The following is an 18,501-nucleotide window of genomic DNA, read 5'->3' as shown; positions in this document are numbered from 1 at the left end:
ACATCACGTACCAGTGCTTGGGGTCCGGAGGACTGGCGTTTGGCTCCCTATTCACCATCGAGCCCTGCAACGGTCAGCCAGGAACCGTTACTCTGCACGGTCAGCAGGGTCGACACGCCCGCTTGGCCGTGGACGTCGCGGCAGATACCCGCTGGCGGATCTTGGTTCAGCGGCCGCGGTGAGTTCCAGTGGCCGGCAACCATCAAGCCGGTCGCGAGCAGCGCAGCCGCGCAGGACATCGACACCCACCTGCGGCCAGGGGGAGGAGACGGGCAATGGCCCGATAACCTCCAAGGGTGAGCACACGAGCCCAGCAGTACGACGCGCAGGTGTTGCGGCGTGAGCGGCTCTCGGCGCACCTGGTGCGGCTGACGCTGGGCGGGCCGGGGCTGGCGGGGTTCGCGAGCACCGGGATCCCCGACGAGTGGGTGGGCCTGGTGGCGCCGGGGCAGTTCCAGAGCCGGTACTACACGGTGCGGTCGTGGACCGGCGGCGAGCTGACTCTCGACGTCGTCGTCCACGAGACCGGGCTGGTCACCGAGTGGGCGCAACTCGACGTCGTGGGTCAGCGCGTCACGGTCACCGAGCCCAAGGGCTCCTTCGACATGCCGGCCGACGCGCGGTGGCTGCTGCTGGTCGGCGACCTCACCGCGCTGCCGGCGATGGCCCGCATCGCCCAGTCCGTTGCGGAGCGTGCCCCGGTGCCCACCCGGATCTGGGCCGAGGTGCCCGACGATCCCGACAGCATGGCGGGCTACCTCCCGGACGGCACCGACGTGTCCTGGCTGGCCCCGCCGGCCCCCGGGCAGAGCGCGCTCGCCGAGGTCGTCGAGGCCATCGACTGGCCGGAGGGCGAGGGCTACTTCTGGATGGCGGGGGAGTCGGCGCAGATGCGCGCGATCCGCAAGCACCTGATGCGGGTGCGGCACCTGCCGAGCACGGCGTACGACGTGATGGGCTACTGGCGCGCCAACGCCCCACGCCAGCCACGTGCCGTCGACCCGGGCCCGATCTACCGGGCCGGCAAAGCGGCAGGCAGGAGCGACGAGCAGATCTGGGCCGACTACGACGCCCACCACGACGACGACCACGACAACAGCGCGAGGGAAGCCCGATGAGCGAGCACAAGAGCGGCTTCGTGTCCTTCGTCGGACGCCCCAACGCCGGGAAGTCGACGCTGACCAACGCGCTGGTCGGCAGCAAGGTCGTGATCACCTCCGACAAGCCGCAGACGACCCGCACCGTGGTCCGCGGCATCGTGCACCGCGACGACGCACAGCTGGTGCTCGTCGACACCCCCGGCCTGCACCGGCCGCGCACGCTGCTGGGCGAGCGGCTCAACGACCTGGTGAAGACCACGCTCGCGGAGGTCGACGTGGTCGCGGTCTGCCTCCCCGCGAACGAGAAGGTCGGCCCCGGTGACCGGTTCATCGTCAACGAGATGGCCAAGGTCAGGCGCACGATCAAGGTGGCGATCGCGACCAAGACCGACCTCGCCAGCCCCGAGCGCATCGCCGAGCACCTGCTCGACATCCAGCGGCTCGGTGCCGAGACCGGCACCGAGTGGGCCGAGATCGTCCCGGTCTCGGCCAAGTCCGGCGACCAGGTCAAGCTGCTCGAGGACCTGCTCGTGGGCCTGCTGCCCGAGGGGCCTCAGCTCTACCCGGACGGCGACCTCAGCGACGCGCCGGAGGAGATCCTGGCCGCCGAGCTGATCCGCGAGGCCGCGCTCGAGGGGCTGCGCGACGAGCTGCCGCACTCGGTCGCGGTCGTGGTCGAGGAGATGGGGCTGCGGGAGAACCGCCCCGACGACAAGCCGCTGCTCGACATCCACGCCAATCTCTACGTCGAGCGCGACTCCCAGAAGGGCATCATCATCGGCCCGAAGGGCGCGCGTCTGCGCGACATCGGCACCCGCGCCCGCAAGCAGATCGAGGCGCTGCTGGGCACGCCCGTCTACCTCGACCTCCACGTCAAGATCGCCAAGGACTGGCAACGCGACCCGCGCCAGCTCAGGAAGCTGGGCTTCTAGGAGATGGGGTTCTGATGACCCGACCCGCACCGCTGCAGCGTTGGCACGCGATCGCCGAGGCTCGCGACCCGGCCGGTCTGGGCGAGCTGCTCGCCGACGACGTGACGTTCCGCTCCCCGGCCGTGCACACGCCTCAGGAGGGCAAGCTGCTCACCACGACGTACCTCTCGGCCGCGATCGCGGTGCTGGGCCCCTCGCTGCGCTACGTCCGCGAGTGGTACGACGACACCTCGGCCGTGCTGGAATTCCGCGCGGAGCTCGACGGGCTGACCGTCCACGGCGTCGACATGCTGACGTGGGGTGAGGACGGCCTGCTCACCGACTTCACGGTGATGGTGCGTCCGTTCTCGGGCCTGCAGAAGGTGATCGAGAAGATGAGCGCTCAGCTCGGAGCCCAGCAGCGCCCGTAGTGCTGGCCGGCGGCCCACTGCTCGGCGGTAGGCCACTCGTAGCCCCACTTGTAGTCGAGGCTGTCGGCCGCGACCGCGGCGCCGGCATCGCTGCACGGTCCGTCGCCGGCGGCGCGGACCTGCTTCTCGCCCGGGTAGTCGCCCTCGGGCAGCGGGACGACCGCGATCGCCCGCCAGGAGTGCTTGGTCGAGCAGATGACGCGATCGAAGCCGGGGGTGCCGGGCTCGGCGGTGCCGCACATCGCGTAGTGGTCGCGCGACTCGGGCCGGTCGAGCACCCCCGCCATCCGTCCCGTCAACGGTGCGAGCTCGCCGTCGGCCGCCAGCGCGACGACGTCGCAGCGGTACCACGAGGCGCCGGCGTCCGAGGCGGCTACGTCGGGGGTGAACCAGACGGCCCGCAGCATGCTGAGCCGCCGGTCCTCGAGGGTCCCGCCGAGGAACGAGTCCAGCTGCTTGGGGCACGCCGCTGCGGGCTGGGCCTGGACGCGGTCGGAGTCGACCGCGAGCAGGTGGCCGTCGACGACCGTGTCGAGGTCGCCGACCGCGAACGTCATCGAGGTGTGCGTGCGCTGGCAGTCGACCGCACGCTGGTCGGTCGTCGGTGCCACCGCCTGGTCGAACGTGAGCCGGTAGCACGCCTTGTCGGCCGGCACCGGCGCCGGCGTCGCGGTCGGGGGAGGAGCGCTGCTGGTCGTGGTCGTGGGGCCGGGATCCGCCGAGGGTTCGTCCCCACCGCTGCAGGCGGTCAGGGACGCGACCACCAGGAGCCCCGCGGGCAGCAGCCGGGTCAGCACCCGGCTCACTGCTCGGTCCTCGCCCAGCACACCGACCGCCGGTTGCCGGCGTCCCACTCGGCCTGGTGGAACCACGTGTAGCCGAAGTCGTAGTCGACCGGGTAGTTCAGCCACGCGCCGACCGACTTGGAGCAGAAGTCGCGTGTGGTCACCTCGACCACCCGGTCGCCGGGATAGTCGTCGCCCTTCTCGCCCAGTGCGATCGTCGTCACCGCTCGCCACAGGTGCGGCTCGGTGCAGGGGACCTTGACCGATCCGGCCACGGTCGGCCCGTCGGCACAGACCATCCACTGGTCCTTGGGGCGGCCCAGGAGCAGCCCCTTCGCGGTGGTCGGCAGGTCGACGTACTCCTTGCTCTGCTCGCCGCCGCCGACGACGTCGCAGCGGTACCAGCGGGCTCCGTCGTGCCAGGCGTCCTCGGTGGGCCGGAACCACGCCCAGCTCACCACGGTCCGCATCACCATGCTCTCGTCGGCGCCGAGGAAGTCCCCGAACGCCGTCGAGCACGTCTCGTAGGCCCAGGCCCCGAGGTCCTCGTCGTCGTAGTCGGCGTCCGCGAAGGTGTCAGGCAGCTGGCCGACGGCGAACGTCTCGGCGGTGTGCGGCTCGGAGCAGTCGACGGGATCGGTCGTGTTGCTCGGCTTCGCGACATCGTCGGGGCTGAGCGCCCGGCAGTCACCCAGCGTGGGTGCGCGGTCGTCGGCGGACGTGGCCGCCTTGCCCTCGCCGCAGCCGGCGAGCGCGGCACCGAGCAGGAGGGTCAGGGCGGCACCGGTGATCCGGGCGCCGTTCCGGGAGCGGCGGCGTGCGGCCAGCGGCACTGCTCCTCCTCGGACGGCTGGGGCCTGGATGACGGGGGCCTGGGTGACTGGGGCTTGGGTGACTGGGGCTTCCGTGACTGACGCTTGGGGGACCGGGGGCAGGCACGTCGTACGCCGGGCCCGCATCCGCGTGATCGTACCGCCGGGAGGGTGTGCGCCGGGGGCCGCAGGGGCACCGTGCCCCCATGCCTCGCGACCACATCCTCGCCGTGATCCAGGCCGGCGGCACCGGGGGCCGGATGGACGTGCTGACCCGCGAGCGCGCCAAGCCCGCCCTGCCGTTCGCCGGCATCTTCCAGCTGGTCGACTTCCCGCTCTCCAACCTGGCGCACAGCGGCATCACCGACGTCTGGCTCTCCGTGCAGTTCCTCGGCGCCGGCCTCGGTGAGCAGGTGCAGAACGGCCGGCCCTGGGACCTGGACCGCAACCGGGGCGGCCTGAGGCTGCTCATGCCGCAGGAAGGCACGGGCAGCGCCGACGAGGACGGCTTCGCGCAGGGCAACGCCGACGAGCTCTACCGGATCCGAGACCAGGTGAGCGACGAGGGCCCCGCCCTGCTCGTGGTGCTCAGCGCCGACCACGTCTATCGCTTCGACGTCATGGACGCCGTCCGCACGCACCGGCGTACGGGCGCGGAGTGCACGGTGGTCACCACCGACGTCCCGGTGGAGGAGGCGGGCGACCACGCGACCGTCGAGACCGACGACGACGGCCGGGTGACCCGCTTCGACTACAAGCCCGACCGCCCCCGCACCGGCACCGTGGCCGCGGAGATCTTCGTCTACGACCCGGCCGTGCTGGTCTCCGTGCTCGAAGAGCTGCACCGCGAGCTGGGCGCCGAGGCGGGGGAGGGCGACACCGGGCTCGGCGACTTCGGCGACCACCTGCTGCCGCGGCTGGTCGATCGCGGGCGGGTCTTCGCCCATGCGATGCCGGGCTACTGGAGGGACCTGGGCCAGCCCCACAAGTATCTCGCGGCCCACCGCGACGTGCTCGTCGACGACGTCGGGGTGCTAGGCGACCCGGACTGGCCGATCATCGGCCACCAGCAGCAACGACCACCGGCCCGGGTGCTCGACGGAGGCCGCGTGGTCGACAGCCTGCTGAGCCCGGGATCCGCGGTGCGCGGGACCGTGCTGCGCAGCGTGCTCGGCCCCGGTGTGGTCGTCGAGGAGGGTGCGCTGGTCCGCGACAGCGTGGTGTTCCAGGACACGGTGGTCGCCGAGGGGGCCCGCGTGGACTGGGCGGTGGTCGACCGCGACTGCGTGATCGGTTCGGGCGCAGAGGTCGGTGAGCCCGACACCGACCCGGACGACCCCGACGCGATCGTGCTGGTCGGCCGGGGTTCCAGCATCGGCCCGGACGTGGTGCTCGGCGCGGGTGCCCGGCTGGAGCCGGGCACCACCGCGTGAGACCTCAGCTCGCGTCGCGGAGCTCCTCGCGCAGGTCCCCGAGGATGCGGCTGAGCAGCCGCGACACCTGCATCTGGGTCACGCCCAGGTCGTGGCCGATCTCCTCCTGGGTGAGGTCCTCGAAGAACCGCAGGTAGAGGATCCGGCGATGCCGCTCCGGGAGCCGGCGGACGACGGGAGCGAGCATCATCCGGGCCTCGGAGGACGAGCCGTCGTCGTCCGCGCCGGCGATCAGGTCGCCGATCGAGGTCTCGGTCTCACGCCCCACCGGCTGGTCCAGCGACGCGGGCTGGAAGCACCCGTAGGCGCCCGCGGCGTCGCGGTACTCCGCGACGCTGGTGCCGAGCTCGTCGGCGATCTCCTGATCGGACGGCTCGCGGCCGTGGGCCTGGGTGAGCCGTTCGACGACCTGGCTGACCCGCCACTGGAGCTCCTGGATGCGCCGCGGCGGACGCACCGTCCAGCCCTGGTCGCGGAAGTAGCGTTGCAGCTCGCCTCGGATCGTAGGGACCGCGTAGGTGAGCAGGTCGTTGCGCAGGGCGGGGTCGAAGCGGCGTACGGCCTTGGTCAGGCCTTCGTAGGCGACCTGGCACAGGTCGTCCTGGGCCACGCCGCGGTTGCGGAACCGGGCGGCCACGGCCTCCGCGACTCCGCGGTTGATGACGACGACCCGGCCGAGCAGCTCGTCTCGCTCGTCGGAGTCGGTGGTGGCGTGCGCGGCTCGCAGGAGCCGCTCGGTCTGCTCGCCGCGCTCCTGGCGGCTCAGCCCGCTCTCGGCATCGACCGGGTCGATCGGGTCGAGAGGAGCGTCAGTGGTGGCAGGGGTGATTGGTGTGGAGAGAGGTGTGGTGGTCATCGGGCGATCTCCATCTCCGAGTGGATGGGCTTGCCGGGTGCTCAGCAAGGTCGTGCGACCGTCTCCTCCCGATCGACGCTACCCGGCAGTGCCGGAGGCGCAACCCGGGCGAGACCGCGGCGCTGTCCGAGTCGTACCCAGCCCGCCTGCGGGTAGCCCCGCTCGGACCCCATCCGCCCGAAATCCGCCCTAAGGGGTGAGTCCCGGGGCCGGTCCGCGTGGACCTCCGACCGGTGGGTACCAGCGGGTCGACCGTCCCCCGAACGAGAGGAGTGCCGCCTGATGAAGGCTGTCACCTGGCAAGGCCGCAAGGACATCCGCGTCGAGGAGGTCCCCGACCCCCGGATCGAGGAGCCGACGGACGCGGTCATCCGCGTGACGACGACGGGGCTGTGCGGCTCCGACCTGCACCTGTACGACCCGCTGACCCCGTTCATGACACCCGGCGACATCGTCGGCCACGAGCCGATGGGCATCGTCGAGGCCGTCGGCTCGGGCGTGACCGAGCTGTCGGTCGGCGACCGGGTCGTCGTGCCGTTCAACATCAGCTGCGGCTCGTGCTGGATGTGCGACCGGCACCTCTACAGCCAGTGCGAGACCACCCAGAACCGCGACACGGGCACCGGTGCCAGCTTGTTCGGCTACAGCAAGTTGTACGGCGCGGTGCCGGGTGGCCAGGCCGAGCTGCTGCGCGTGCCGTTCGCGAACTTCCTGCCCGTCAAGGTCCCCGAAGGCCCGCCGGACGACCGGTTCGTCTACCTCTCCGACGTGCTGCCCACCGCGTGGCAGGGTGTGGAGTACGCCGCGGTGCCCGAGGGCGGCACGTTGCTCGTGCTCGGTGCCGGTCCGATCGGCGACATGGCGGCGAGGATCGCGATGCACCGCGGCATCCGGGTGATCGTCGTCGACCGGGTCCCCGAGCGCCTGCAGCGGGTCGCGGCCCGCGGCGCGGAGACCATCGACCTCGACGCGATCGACGACGTCGCGGAGCGGGTGCGCGAGCTGACCGGTGGCCGCGGTGCGGACAGCGTCCTCGAGGCCGTCGGCATGGAGGCCCACGGGTCACCGATCGCCGAGACCGTGCAGAAGTCGCTGCGGCTGCTGCCGAAGAAGCTGCAGCAGCTGATGATGACGAACATGAGCGTCGAGCGGCTCGAGGCGCTCTACCTGGCGTTCGAGGCGGTCCGCCGCGGCGGCACGGTGTCGATCTCCGGGGTGTACGGCGGGTCCTCGGACCCGATGCCGATGATGCAGCTGTTCGACAAGCAGCTGCAGCTGCGGATGGGCCAGGCCAACGTGCGGGCCTGGACCGACGAGATCTTCGACCTGCTCCAGCGCGAGGACGACGTGCTCGGCGTCGAGGGGTTCGCCACCCACCACCTGTCCCTGGACGACGCCCCCGAGGCGTACGCGAAGTTCCAGGCCAAGGAGGACGGCATGGTCAAGGTCCTCTTCCGGCCCTGACCCCCGGTCCACCCCAGTCGACCCAGTCGACCCGGTCCGACCCGGTCCACCCCGGGGCGGCCCGGGTCCAGCTGCCGGACGGCCCGCCGCGATCCGAACGGCGGGCCGTCCGGTGCGTTATGGTGTCGAGGTCATGATGCGTAGCCTCCTCCTTCGCTGCCGCAGCGAGGTCTGAGCCCACACGGGCAGGTCCGGACCCCCTCGCTGCGGAGTGAGTGCGTGCGCCGGCCACACCGCACCGACGTCTCTTTGCGAGGACCCTCATGACCATTCCGCAGCAGCAGCCCAGCCCGATGCCGTTCCAGCGCTACCGGGCGTTCCCGCCGATCGACCTGCCCGACCGCACCTGGCCCAACCGGACGATCACCCAGGCGCCGCGGTGGCTCTCCACCGACCTGCGCGACGGCAACCAGGCGTTGATCGACCCGATGTCGCCGGCGCGCAAGATGAAGATGTTCGACCTCCTCGTGAAGATGGGCTACAAGGAGATCGAGGTCGGCTTCCCCTCGGCGAGCGAGACCGACTTCAGCTTCGTGCGCCAGCTGATCGAGGGTGACCACATCCCCGACGACGTGACGATCTCGGTGCTGACCCAGGCGCGTGAAGACCTGATCGAGCGCAGCGTGCAGTCGCTGATCGGCGTACCCCGCGCCAACATCCACCTCTACAACGCGCTGGCGCCGATGTTCCGCCGCGTGGTGTTCCGGGCCAGCAAGGACGAGGTCAAGGACATCGCCGTCCGCGGCACCCAGCTGGTGATGAAGCACGTCGAGAGCAACCTCGACACCACGATCATCGGCTACGAGTACAGCCCCGAGATCTTCACCAGCACCGAGCTGCCGTTCTCGGTGGAGGTCTGTGAGGCCGTCTCCGACGTCTGGCAGCCGGACGACGGCCGCGAGATCATCCTCAACCTGCCCGCGACCGTCGAGGTCGCGACCCCGAACGTGTATGCCGACCAGATCGAGTGGTTCTCCCGCCAGCTGACCCGCCGCGAGAACACCGTGATCTCCCTGCACCCGCACAACGACCGGGGGACCGCCGTCGCGGCCACCGAGCTCGCGATGATGGCCGGCGCCGACCGCGTCGAGGGCTGCCTGTTCGGGCACGGCGAGCGCACCGGCAACGTCGACCTGGTGACGCTGGCGCTGAACCTGTTCAGCCAGGGCGTCGACCCGCAGGTCGACCTCTCCGACATCGACGAGATCCGCCGCACGGTCGAGTACTGCACCCAGCTGCCGGTCCACCCTCGTCACCCGTACGCCGGCGACCTCGTCTACACGGCGTTCTCCGGGTCCCACCAGGACGCGATCAAGAAGGGCCTGGAGGACCTCGACCGGCAGGCGCAGGAGCAGCAGGTGCCCGTCGGGCAGCTGCCCTGGGAGGCGCCGTACCTGCCGATCGACCCCAAGGACGTGGGCCGCACCTACGAAGCCGTCATCCGGGTCAACAGCCAGTCCGGCAAGGGCGGCGTGGCCTACATCCTCAAGGCCGAGCACAAGCTCGACCTGCCGCGCCGCGCGCAGATCGAGTTCAGCCGGGTGGTGCAGGAGCGCACGGACACCGAGGGCGGCGAGCTGACCGCCGACGAGATCTGGGGCATCTTCCGTGCCGAGTACCTCGACCGCGCGACCCCGTTGAAGCTCAACTCCGTGCACACCTCCTCCGCGGCGGGGGAGAAGGACGCGCTGGACGTCAACGTCTACGTCGACGGCGAGATCACCTCGCTGCACGGCGAGGGCAACGGCCCGATCGCGGCGTTCGTCAACGCGATCAACGAGCTCTCTGCCCGACCTGGGGGGCACGAGTGGGACGTCCGCGTGCTCGACTACGCCGAGCACGCCCTGTCCGCCGGCGGCGACGCCCTGGCGGCGGCGTACGTCGAGTGCCTCGTGCGCGACCAGGTCTACTGGGGCGTGGGGGTCGACGCCAACATCGTCACCGCCTCCCTCAAGGCCGTGATCAGCGCCGTGAACCGCACGAAGTAGCCACCCGGAACATCACCGCGCGAGGGGCAGCCGCACGGTGAAGGTGGTGCCCTCCAGGTGGGCGGACTCGACGTCGATCCGCCCACCGTGGGCGGCGACGGTGGCGGCGACGATTGAGAGGCCGAGGCCGGTGCCCTGGATCGCGCGCTCCTGAGCGGTGGAGGAGCGGAAGAACCGCTGGAAGAGCCCGGACTGCTCCTCGGTGGGGATGCCGATCCCGGTGTCGCTGACCGAGACCCAGGCCTCGCCGTCGCGGCGCTCCACGCGGCAGTCGATGCGCCCGCCGTCCTCGGTGAACTTCACCGCGTTGCCGAGCAGGTTGGTGAGCACCCGCTCGAGCTGGACCCGGTCACCGAGCACCAGCACGGGGTCCGAGTGCGCGGCGAGGGAGAGCTCGAGGTCGCGGCCGGCGAGCAACGGCCGCACCGCCTCCTCGGCGGCCGGCAGCAGCGAGGCGAGGTCGAGGGTCTCGTGCTCCCAGGCGGCGGCGCCGGAGTCGAGGCCGCTGAGCGTGAGGAGGTCGTCGCACAGCAGGATCAGCCGCTGGCCGTTGCGGGCGATGCTGTCCAGCATCGGGCGCTGCTCGGGAGTGGGTTCGCCGACGGACCCGTCCTCGAGGAGCTCGGTGTAGCCGACGATGCTCGTGACGGGCGTGCGCAGCTCGTGGCTGACCGTGGACACGAACTCGCTCTTGGCGGCGTCGAGCTGGCGCAGGCGCTCGACGGCGAGTCGCTCCTTCTCCAACGCGGCGACCAGCAGCTCCTGGCTGGCCCGGGCCTGGGTGACGTCCCGGCCGACGCAGAGGTATCCGACCCGGGCCGCGAAGGCGTCCGCGGCGACGCTGAGCGTCATCGCCACGGTGTGGGCACTCCCGTCGGCTCCCACCCAGGTCCAGTCCCGGGTCGCGGTCTCGCGCCCGCTGTCGATGCCGGCGACCAGCTGGGCGAACGCGTCCTCCCCGGTCGCCCCTCCGCACCGCCGCGCGACCTGCTCGGGGTCGAGCAGGTCGGTGAACGCGACGCCGCGCATGTCCTGCGCGTCGTACCCGAGCAGCCCGACCGCGCCGGCGTTGAACAGGGTGATCCGGCCCCGCGGGTCGATGCCGATCAACGCGACCGCGGTCGCGGCATCGAGCAGGTGCTGGTTGAGACCGGCCGCGGTGCGCTCGGCGGTGAGGTCGGTGCCGGTGATCACGATGTACGTCGGGCGGTCCCGCTCGTCGCGGACGTAGCTGGTGTTCCACAGCACCCGTCGCCGCATGCCCTGCCGGGTGATGACGTCGGTCTCGCGACTGACCTGGGCGGTGGGCTCGTCGGGCAGGCCGGCGGGGTAGCCGCTCGACCCGGCCGAGGCGAACGGCATGTCCCAGATCGCGGTGCCGAGCAGGTCGTCCTCGTCGAAGCCGGTCAGCGCGGTCGTGGCGCCGTTGACGCGGACGACGGTCCCCTCGAGATCGGTGACGAGGATCATCGCGGCGGTGGTGTCGAGCGTGGCGCCGGTCAGCTTCTCGGCGGCCTCGAGCCTCCGCCGGGCGTCGTACTCCGCGGTGACCTCCTGCAGCTGTGCGGAGAACGTCGGCTCGGGGGTCGTGGTCAGCAGCGAGACCGCGATGTTGACCCGGGCGCCCGGCCGGTCGCGCACGCGGGCCTGGGTGCGCCAACCGCCCGCGCTGCCGTCCGGGCTGCCGGTGAGCATCCGGGCCGCGATCAGGGCCAGCGGCTCGGGGGTGTCGAGGACGTCGGCGAGACCGCGACCAAGGGGCGAGGCGGAGCCACCGATGATCCGGGCGGCGGCGTCGTTGACGTCGACGATCTCGAGGTAGTCGCCGGGGCCGTTGCGCAGGAGCACCATGCCGATCATCGACTCGGTGAAGTTGCGACGGAAGAGGCGCTCGCTGGCGCCGAGCCGTTCGAGCAGCCGGTGCCGCAGGTCCATTGCGAGGGCGAGCGGGGTGGCGACGCTGGCCGTGCAGAGCAGGTAGGCCTGGACAAGGGTCGCCATGGCCGCGGCCCCGACCTTGCCCTCGTCGAAGTCGGCGCCCAGCGGGCCGCCACCCACTGAGCTGAGATAGGTCACCAGGGCCGCGAAGGCGACGACCTCCCAGGTCACCGTCCGCAGGTCGAGCCGCAGCGCTGCCCAGGCGAGCACGGGGAGCGGCAGGATCGTGAGGGCCAGCTCCTGCCCCGGGGCGAAGACCAGCGCGGTCACCGCGATCAGGGCCGCGGCCTGGACCGGCGCCTCCCACGAGGTCCACCGGCGCCCGGACGCGGCTGCCGCGAGGGCGGCCGGCACGATCACCAGGGTGGACGTCGCGTGCGAGGTGTAGACGGTGCGAGCCGTCGACCACACGCTGCCGTCGCTGATCACGCCCACCGCCAGCGGTGCCACCAACGCGATCGCGACCGCGCCCACGACCGCGGCGACGGCCACCCGCCCCAGGTCCTCGAACGACGCGAGCACGGGCGCGCGGTCACCGCGCCGCAGGAGGGCACCCGCGACCAGTGCCTCGGCTGCGTCGCCGATCCCGAAGATCGTGGCGATGCCCGGGTCGCGACCGCCCGTGAGGTTCGCCAGCGTGCAGACGACCACGATCGCGGCGACGACCACGGCCCAGCGCCGGCGTGGCGTGAACGCGACGAGCACCACCGAGAGACCCGCGCCCGGCCACCACGCCGCGACCGCCCCGTGCTCCGGCGCGAACCGCACCGCGACCGTGCTGGCGACATAGACCGCGACGAGCAGGCCCAGCGTGCCTTGCCACGAGAGCCGGCCGCGCGGGGGGGACATGGAGGAAGTGTGGTCCACGCGGACCCCGTGTGCACGCATTCCCGGCGATGCCTGGCCTATGTTGTGCCCATGCTGGTGTCGGAGCGGATCGGGCAGTTCTTCGTGGAGTCCGACGCGGGTCGCGACCGGCTCGAGTACACCGAGTACGGCGCCGGGGACGCCTGGGTGGTGCTGGTGCCCGGTGAGCTGATGCCGCGCCGGATGCAGCAGCCGCTGGCCCGGGTGCTCGCCGCCGAGGGCCTGCACGTGGTGACCCTGGACCCGCTGGGGCACGGCCGCTCGGACCGGCCCGCGGACCCGCACGCCTACTCGGTCACAGCGTTCGCCGAGCAGGTCGTCGCCCTGCTGGACCACCTCGGCGCCGCCCAGGCGGTCGTCGGCGGCAGCGGGCTCGGCGCGAACGTCGCCCTGGAGACGGCCGCGATCGCCGGGCGCCGCGTGCGCGGGCTGATCCTCGACGCACCCATCCTCGACAACGGGGTGGAGGCAGGGATCCTCGCGTTCGGGCCGTTGCTGCTCGCCGCGCGCTTCCTGCCGCTGTCGGTGTCGGTCCTGCGCCGGCTGACCCGCCCGGTGCCGCGCGGCATCGTGCCGTTCTGGGTCGGGATCGCCCTCGACACCTGCGACCAGCGGCCGGCGCCGATGGCTGCGCTCCTGCACGGCCTCTTCTTCGGCCGAGCGGCACCCTCGGCCCGCGAGCGGCGCGCGATCAGCGTGCCCGCCCTCGTGGTCGGCCACGCCGGTGACCCGATGCACCCGCTGGCCGACGCGGCGATGCTCGCCGACGAGCTGCCCCGCGGCACGTTCGTCAAGGCCCGGTCGGCGCTCGAGTGGCGGCTGCGTCCCGAGCGCCTGGACCGCGCTGCGGCCGACCTGGCGACCGGGTGCTGGAAGACGCCGCGGCGCGGCCGTCGCGCCGGAGCCTGATTCCACCCGGCACGGGGCAGAATGGGTCAGTGCTCTACCGCGACGAGGCCATCGTGCTGCGCACCCACAAGCTGGGTGAGGCCGACCGCATCGTCACGCTGCTGACCCGCCAGCACGGCCGGGTCCGGGCGGTCGCCAAGGGGGTGCGGCGTACGACGTCGCGCTTCGGGTCCCGGCTCGAGCCGTTCACCCACGTCGACCTGCAGCTCGCCGAGGGCCGCAGCCTCGACACGATCACGCAGGCCGAGACCCTGACGCCGTTCTCCAAGGGACTGGGCCTCGACTACGACCGCTACACCGCCGGCACGGTGATGCTCGAGACCGCCGACCGCCTGGTGGCCGAGGAGCGCGAGCCGTCGGTGCAGCAGTTCCTGCTCCTGGTCGGCGGACTGCGGGCGATGGTGGCGGGGGAGCACGCACCCGGCCAGGTGCTCGACTCCTACCTGTTGCGCTCGCTGGCGGTCGCGGGGTACGCCCCGTCGTTCGACCACTGCGCGCGCTGCGGCACGCTCCCGGCCGAGGAGTCCCGGCACCGGTGGTTCAACCCCTCGATGGGCGGCATGCTGTGCGCGACCTGCCGGGTGCCGGGGTCCGCATCGCCGGCGCCTGAGACCGTCGGGCTCCTCGGGGCGCTCCTCGCCGGCGAGTGGGCCGTCGTCGACCCCGCGCAGGGCCGGCACCTCAAGGAGGCCAGCACGCTGGTCGCGGCCTACCTCGCCTGGCACCTCGAGCGCGGCCTGAAGTCGATGGCGTACGTCGAGCGCTGAGCCCGGCTTCACCTCCGCCGCTCAGGTCCGGCGTGTCGGCGCCGATGGGCCAGGACGAGGACGGGAGGTGATGTGTGCGCGCCTGGGGTACGCGATGCCGCTGGCTGGTCCGCAACCTGTGCTGGAACGGCGGTGAGCCGGACCCGCGGGTGCTCCAGTCCTCCTTCGCGCTGATCTTGATGATCGCCCTCGGGTTCCGCGTCGCCGGCGAGGGGCCCGTGGCCCCGGCCTCCTGGCCGGTCGTCGGGGTCGCGCTCGCGGCCACGGCCAGCGTGGTCGTGCTGACGGCGCCGGCCGGTCGGGTCGAGGTCGTGTCGCGGGCGGTCGCCCTGGTCCACATCGCCGCACTGGGCATGCTCGCCCACGGCTCCGAGCTCGGCATCGCGTCGGGGCTGGTCGTGTTCCCCTCGATCTGGCTCGGCCTCGAGCTCGGGTCGCGCGGGGTGGCCCTGGCGACCGGTGGGACGGTGGCGTTCATCGTCGTCCCCGGACTCCTGACGCGGGGGCTGGAGGTCGTCAACGCCGAGTGGCTCCTCCTCCTGACCGTCCTGGCGGGCTTCAGCGCCTTCGCGACCAGTGCCGCCCTGGTCGCCGCACGCACCGCACAGGCCCGTGCGGAGGCGCGGGAGGCCGAGCTCGCGGTCGCCCTCGAGGCCATCGAGCGGAGCCGCCGCTCGGCGTACGCCGTGTTCGAGGCCGTCGACGTGGGACTCGCCCTGCTCGACCGCGAGGGCAACCCCATCTTGATGAACGAGCGGCTCGCCGAGTTCTCGGCGCGCGCCTACCCCGGAGGTGACCTCGCCGCGGCGCAGGTCTTCGACGAGTCCGGCAGGACTCCGATCCCGATCGAGGAGGTGCCGACCGCTCGCGCCCGGCGCGGCGAGGAGTTCGACGACCTCCGGGTCTGGATCGGGCCGGAGGAGGACCGGAGGGCGATGTCGATCTCGGCCCGCCGGGTCGAGGACGCGGACGGGAGCGTCGTCGGGGCCGCGATCTCCTACACGGACGTCACCGAGCTGATGCGGGCCGTCAAGGTCAAGGACGACTTCATCGCGCTCGTCTCGCACGAGCTCCGGACCCCGTTGACCCCGATCGTGGGGTACGTCGCGGTGGCTCTGGACCGCGCCGACCTGGATCCGACGCTGCGCAAGCAGCTCGACGCGGTGGCCCGCAACGGCCGGCGGCTCGAGCGGCTGGTCCAGGACCTCCTCGACGAGGTGCAGCACGCCGGCCGCCCGGTGCCCCTTCGGGAGCGGGTCACCGACCTCGCGCAGATCGTCCGCACGTGCGTCGACGGCGCCCGTCAGGACGCCGCTCGCGCCGCCGTTCACCTCGAGGCCGACGTCCCCGACAGCATCGCCTTCACCGGTGACCCCGACCGGCTCGCCCAGGTCGTCGACAACCTGGTCTCCAACGCCATCAAGTTCACCGAGGCCGGGGGAGCCGTCCAGGTGGTCGTCGACGTGGGGGAGGGCAGCGTGCGGATCCAGGTCCGAGACACCGGGATCGGCATCCCGCTCGCGGACCGGGCGCGGCTGTTCAGCCGGTTCTTCCGCGGGACCGAGGCCACCCGGCGGGCGATCCAGGGAATCGGACTCGGCCTGTCGATCACCCGGTCGATCGTGGAGAGCCACGGCGGCCGGATCGAGGTCGACAGCGAGCCCGGCCGCGGGACCGAGTTCCGGGTCGTCCTTCCGCGATACGCCGCTGAACTCGCCTCCTGACTCCCTGGCGCCACTAGGCTCGCCGACGTGAGACGCAGCGTCCGGCCACCCACGCCGCATCCCTCGGGGGCACGCCCGCCGGCGATCCCCCCGGAGCTGGTGCCCAGGCACGTGGCGATCGTCATGGACGGCAACGGTCGCTGGGCCAAGCAACGTGGGCTGCCCCGCACGAAGGGCCACGAGCAGGGCGAGCACTCCCTGTTCGACGTGGTCGAGGGCGCGATCGAGATCGGTGTGAAGGCGGTGTCGGCGTACGCGTTCTCCACCGAGAACTGGTCGCGCACCCCCGACGAGGTGCGCTTCCTGATGGGCTTCAACCGTGACGTGATCCGGCGCCGCCGCGACGAGATGCACGAGCTCGGCGTCCGGGTGCGGTGGGCCGGCCGGGCCCCGCGGCTGTGGAAGTCGGTGGTCCGCGAGCTGCAGGTCGCCGAGGAGCTGACCCGGCACAACGACGTGCTCACGCTGACGATGTGTGTCAACTACGGTGGGCGCGCCGAGCTGGCCGACACCGCCCGCAGCATCGCCCGTGAGGTGGCGGCCGGCCGGCTGGACCCCGAGAAGGTCGACGAGAAGACCTTCGCCCGGCACCTCTACGTCCCCGAGCAGTCCGACGCGGACCTGGTCTGGCGGACCTCCGGGGAGCAGCGTCTCTCCAACTTCATGCTGTGGCAGGCGGCGTACTCCGAGCTGGTCTTCACCGACGTGCTGTGGCCCGACGTCGACCGGCGCCACCTGTGGCACGCCGTCGAGCTCTACGCCAGCCGCGACCGGAGGTACGGCGGGGCCGCGCCGAACCCGGTCGGGCCGAACCCGGTCGGGCCGGACCCGGTCGGGCCGGACCCGGTCCGGCCGGATCCGGTCCGGGCCGAGGACTGAGCGACCATGGGCCCCCTCGCCCAGCGACTGGGCGACCTGCGACACCGCCTGCTGTTCACCGACGAGCCCGACGCCGCGGTGCTGCAGGGTGTGTTCGCGCTCCTGTTCGGCCTCGACATGGCGTTGCGCGCGCTCCAGGGGTCGTCGCTGGCGCTCAGCGGCTGGCCGACGGCGGGCCTCCTGCTGACGCTCGTCATGTGCGCGGTCGCCGTGATGGTGCCGTGGACCACGAGTCCACCGTGGGCGGTTGCCGTGCTGCCGGTGCTCGACCTGGCGGCGCTCGGGCTGTCGCGGATGGACCAGGCGGGCGGCGGGGCCGGCATCCTGGCCGTGGTCCCGGCGCTGTGGCTGGGCCGGCAGTTCGGCCGTCCCGGTGCCGTCGTCGCGTTCACCGCGACGACGCTGCTGCTCGCCGTCCCGAGCCTGCTCTATCTCGGGATCAACGGCGTCAACCTGTCCCGGGCGGTGCTGATCCCGGTCGTGGCGGGCTGGGCCGCGTTGGCGATCTCCTATGCCCTCGAGCGGGTCCGCCTCAGCATGACCGTGATCGAGCACCAGCGCCGGGTGTCGCAGGCGATCTTCGACACCGTCGACGTCGGGCTGCTGCTGCTCGACCGGCAGGGCGCCTACCAGGGGATGAACCGGCGGCACGAGGACTTCATGGACCTCGCCTTCCCGAGCGGCCACGCCGGTCGCTCGGGGCAGCTCGGCGACGTCTACGACGCCTCCGGCACCCGGGAGCTCACCGCGGAGGAGATGCCGACGTACCGCGCCAGCAGGGGCGAGGAGTTCGAGGACGTGCGGATCTGGGTGGGCCGGGACCCACTGACCCGCCGGGCGCTCTCGGTCTCCGCGCGCCGGGTGGAGGACGAGGCGGGTGAGTTCGCGGGTGCGTCGCTGGCCTACAAGGACGTCACCGACTACATGCGGGCGCTGCAGGTCAAGGACCAGTTCGTGGCGTCGGTCTCGCACGAGCTGCGCACGCCCCTGACCTCGATCGTCGGCTACGTCAACATCCTGCTCGAGCGCGACGACCTGCCGGCCGACGTGGTGGCACAGCTCGAGGTGGTGGCCCGCAACACCGGCCGGCTGCACCGTCTGGTCGCCGACCTGCTGCACACGGCGCGCACCGACGAGGGTCAGCTGCCGGTGCTCCGGGTGCCGACCGACCTCGCCGCGATCGCGCGCGACTGTGTCGCCGCTGCCACGCCGGTCGCCTCGCGCAACGGCATCTTGCTCGAGCTCGACGCGCCCGAGAGCCTCCTCGTGCTGGCCGACGAGGAGCGGATGGGTCAGGTGGTCGACAACCTGGTCTCCAATGCCGTGAAGTACACCACCGCCGGCGGCCGGGTCTGCGTCACGCTGGGCATCGATGCCAACCGGGCCGAGCTCTGCGTCACCGACACCGGCATCGGGATCGCCGCGGCCGACCGCGACCGGCTCTTCACGCGGTTCTTCCGCAGCCGGCAGGCCGAGGAACGCACGATCCAGGGAGTCGGTCTGGGCCTGAGCATCACCAAGTCGATCGTGGAGAGCCACGGCGGTCGGATCGAGGTCGAGAGCGAGCTCGACGCCGGGAGCGTGTTCCGGGTGCGCCTGCCGCTCGGCCCGGACGCACTGGACTGACCCCTGGGCCG

The 18,501-nt window shown here is 72.1% G+C and carries 14 protein-coding genes and 1 pseudogene; 11 read left to right on the top strand and 4 right to left on the bottom strand.

The genetic code is table 11. From position 1 onward, the window contains the following. Positions 1-296 precede the first annotated feature (296 nt). Genes AC3ANS_RS14160 through AC3ANS_RS14150 form a run of 3 tightly spaced genes read left to right on the top strand, consistent with a single transcriptional unit; the run spans position 297 to position 2,442 of the window. Positions 297-1,118 (top strand): siderophore-interacting protein, encoded by an 822-nt coding sequence (locus tag AC3ANS_RS14160; protein WP_488292223.1) that lies wholly within the window; start codon positions 297-299, stop codon positions 1,116-1,118. After that, positions 1,115-2,032 (top strand): GTPase Era, encoded by a 918-nt coding sequence (era, locus tag AC3ANS_RS14155; protein WP_488292222.1) that lies wholly within the window; start codon positions 1,115-1,117, stop codon positions 2,030-2,032. Before AC3ANS_RS14160 ends, era begins: the two co-directional genes overlap by 4 nt. A gap of 14 nt (positions 2,033-2,046) precedes the next feature. Further along, a complete protein-coding gene (locus tag AC3ANS_RS14150; RefSeq protein WP_488292221.1) occupies positions 2,047-2,442 on the top strand; it encodes a nuclear transport factor 2 family protein in 396 nt (131 codons plus the stop codon). On the opposite strand, the gene AC3ANS_RS14145 is transcribed toward AC3ANS_RS14150, so the two are convergent. Then, positions 2,415-3,248, bottom strand: a complete 834-nt coding sequence (locus tag AC3ANS_RS14145) for a septum formation family protein (protein ID WP_488292220.1) — start codon at positions 3,246-3,248, stop codon at positions 2,415-2,417. The two genes, AC3ANS_RS14150 and AC3ANS_RS14145, sit on opposite strands and share 28 nt — an antisense overlap. Then, the gene (locus AC3ANS_RS14140) at positions 3,245-4,060 is read right to left on the bottom strand and encodes a septum formation family protein (RefSeq protein WP_488292219.1); all 816 of its coding nucleotides are present in this window, start codon (positions 4,058-4,060) and stop codon (positions 3,245-3,247) included. Before AC3ANS_RS14140 ends, AC3ANS_RS14145 begins: the two co-directional genes overlap by 4 nt. 185 nt (positions 4,061-4,245) lie before the next feature. On the opposite strand from AC3ANS_RS14140, the gene AC3ANS_RS14135 reads away from it, so the two are divergent. After that, positions 4,246-5,472, top strand: a complete 1,227-nt coding sequence (locus AC3ANS_RS14135) for a glucose-1-phosphate adenylyltransferase family protein (RefSeq protein WP_488292218.1) — start codon at positions 4,246-4,248, stop codon at positions 5,470-5,472. Positions 5,473-5,476: 4 nt separating this feature from the next. Here AC3ANS_RS14135 and AC3ANS_RS14130 read toward each other — a convergent pair whose 3' ends face one another. Beyond that, complete coding sequence (locus AC3ANS_RS14130; protein WP_488292217.1) at positions 5,477-6,328, bottom strand: sigma-70 family RNA polymerase sigma factor; 852 nt, start codon at positions 6,326-6,328, stop codon at positions 5,477-5,479. 282 nt (positions 6,329-6,610) lie between these two features. On the opposite strand from AC3ANS_RS14130, the gene AC3ANS_RS14125 reads away from it, so the two are divergent. Then, positions 6,611-7,792 carry a zinc-dependent alcohol dehydrogenase gene (locus AC3ANS_RS14125; RefSeq protein WP_488292216.1) on the top strand — a complete coding sequence of 394 codons (1,182 nt, stop codon included), beginning with the start codon at positions 6,611-6,613 and terminating at the stop codon, positions 7,790-7,792. Between the two features lie 263 nt (positions 7,793-8,055). After that, positions 8,056-9,780, top strand: coding sequence for a 2-isopropylmalate synthase (gene leuA, locus AC3ANS_RS14120; RefSeq protein ID WP_488292215.1), 1,725 nt, complete (start codon positions 8,056-8,058; stop codon positions 9,778-9,780). A gap of 12 nt (positions 9,781-9,792) precedes the next feature. Here the strand turns inward: leuA and AC3ANS_RS14115 are convergent, their stop codons facing one another. Then, positions 9,793-12,567 carry an ATP-binding protein gene (locus AC3ANS_RS14115; protein WP_488292214.1) on the bottom strand — a complete coding sequence of 925 codons (2,775 nt, stop codon included), beginning with the start codon at positions 12,565-12,567 and terminating at the stop codon, positions 9,793-9,795. 69 nt (positions 12,568-12,636) lie between these two features. On the opposite strand from AC3ANS_RS14115, the gene AC3ANS_RS14110 reads away from it, so the two are divergent. The 5 genes and pseudogenes from AC3ANS_RS14110 to AC3ANS_RS14090 all read left to right on the top strand — a co-directional run bounded on the left by AC3ANS_RS14110 (position 12,637) and on the right by AC3ANS_RS14090 (position 18,490). Then, entirely contained in the window at positions 12,637-13,494 is an 858-nt protein-coding gene (locus AC3ANS_RS14110; RefSeq protein WP_488292213.1) for an alpha/beta fold hydrolase, read from the top strand. Between the two features lie 29 nt (positions 13,495-13,523). Continuing rightward, positions 13,524-14,261: a DNA repair protein RecO gene (recO, locus tag AC3ANS_RS14105; protein WP_488292212.1), complete on the top strand. Its 738-nt coding sequence runs from the start codon at positions 13,524-13,526 to the stop codon at positions 14,259-14,261. A 74-nt stretch (positions 14,262-14,335) separates the two neighbouring features. After that, positions 14,336-15,985, top strand: coding sequence for a sensor histidine kinase (locus tag AC3ANS_RS14100; RefSeq protein WP_488292211.1), 1,650 nt, complete (start codon positions 14,336-14,338; stop codon positions 15,983-15,985). Positions 15,986-16,012: 27 nt separating this feature from the next. Then, positions 16,013-16,771: pseudogene (locus AC3ANS_RS14095) on the top strand (isoprenyl transferase); the annotation flags it as partial. A gap of 99 nt (positions 16,772-16,870) precedes the next feature. Beyond that, entirely contained in the window at positions 16,871-18,490 is a 1,620-nt protein-coding gene (locus tag AC3ANS_RS14090) for a sensor histidine kinase (protein ID WP_488292210.1), read from the top strand. Positions 18,491-18,501: the final 11 nt, after the last annotated feature.

This window comes from Nocardia sp. 149-1B (assembly GCF_057747975.1).
Note: the sequence above shows the minus strand (reverse complement) of the source record. Positions and strands in the feature narration are given on the sequence as shown.

What these genes read in the sequence shown, in the direction of transcription:
- era (WP_488292222.1), top strand. Translation starts at nt 1,115, where the DNA reads ATGAGCGAGCACAAGAGCGGCTTCGTGTCCTTCGTCGGACGCCCCAAC.
- AC3ANS_RS14150 (WP_488292221.1), top strand. Translation starts at nt 2,047, where the DNA reads ATGACCCGACCCGCACCGCTGCAGCGTTGGCACGCGATCGCCGAGGCT.
- AC3ANS_RS14135 (WP_488292218.1), top strand. Translation starts at nt 4,246, where the DNA reads ATGCCTCGCGACCACATCCTCGCCGTGATCCAGGCCGGCGGCACCGGG.
- AC3ANS_RS14130 (WP_488292217.1), bottom strand. Translation starts at nt 6,328, where the DNA reads ATGACCACCACACCTCTCTCCACACCAATCACCCCTGCCACCACTGAC.
- AC3ANS_RS14125 (WP_488292216.1), top strand. Translation starts at nt 6,611, where the DNA reads ATGAAGGCTGTCACCTGGCAAGGCCGCAAGGACATCCGCGTCGAGGAG.
- leuA (WP_488292215.1), top strand. Translation starts at nt 8,056, where the DNA reads ATGACCATTCCGCAGCAGCAGCCCAGCCCGATGCCGTTCCAGCGCTAC.
- AC3ANS_RS14115 (WP_488292214.1), bottom strand. Translation starts at nt 12,567, where the DNA reads ATGTCCCCCCCGCGCGGCCGGCTCTCGTGGCAAGGCACGCTGGGCCTG.
- AC3ANS_RS14110 (WP_488292213.1), top strand. Translation starts at nt 12,637, where the DNA reads ATGCTGGTGTCGGAGCGGATCGGGCAGTTCTTCGTGGAGTCCGACGCG.
- AC3ANS_RS14090 (WP_488292210.1), top strand. Translation starts at nt 16,871, where the DNA reads ATGGGCCCCCTCGCCCAGCGACTGGGCGACCTGCGACACCGCCTGCTG.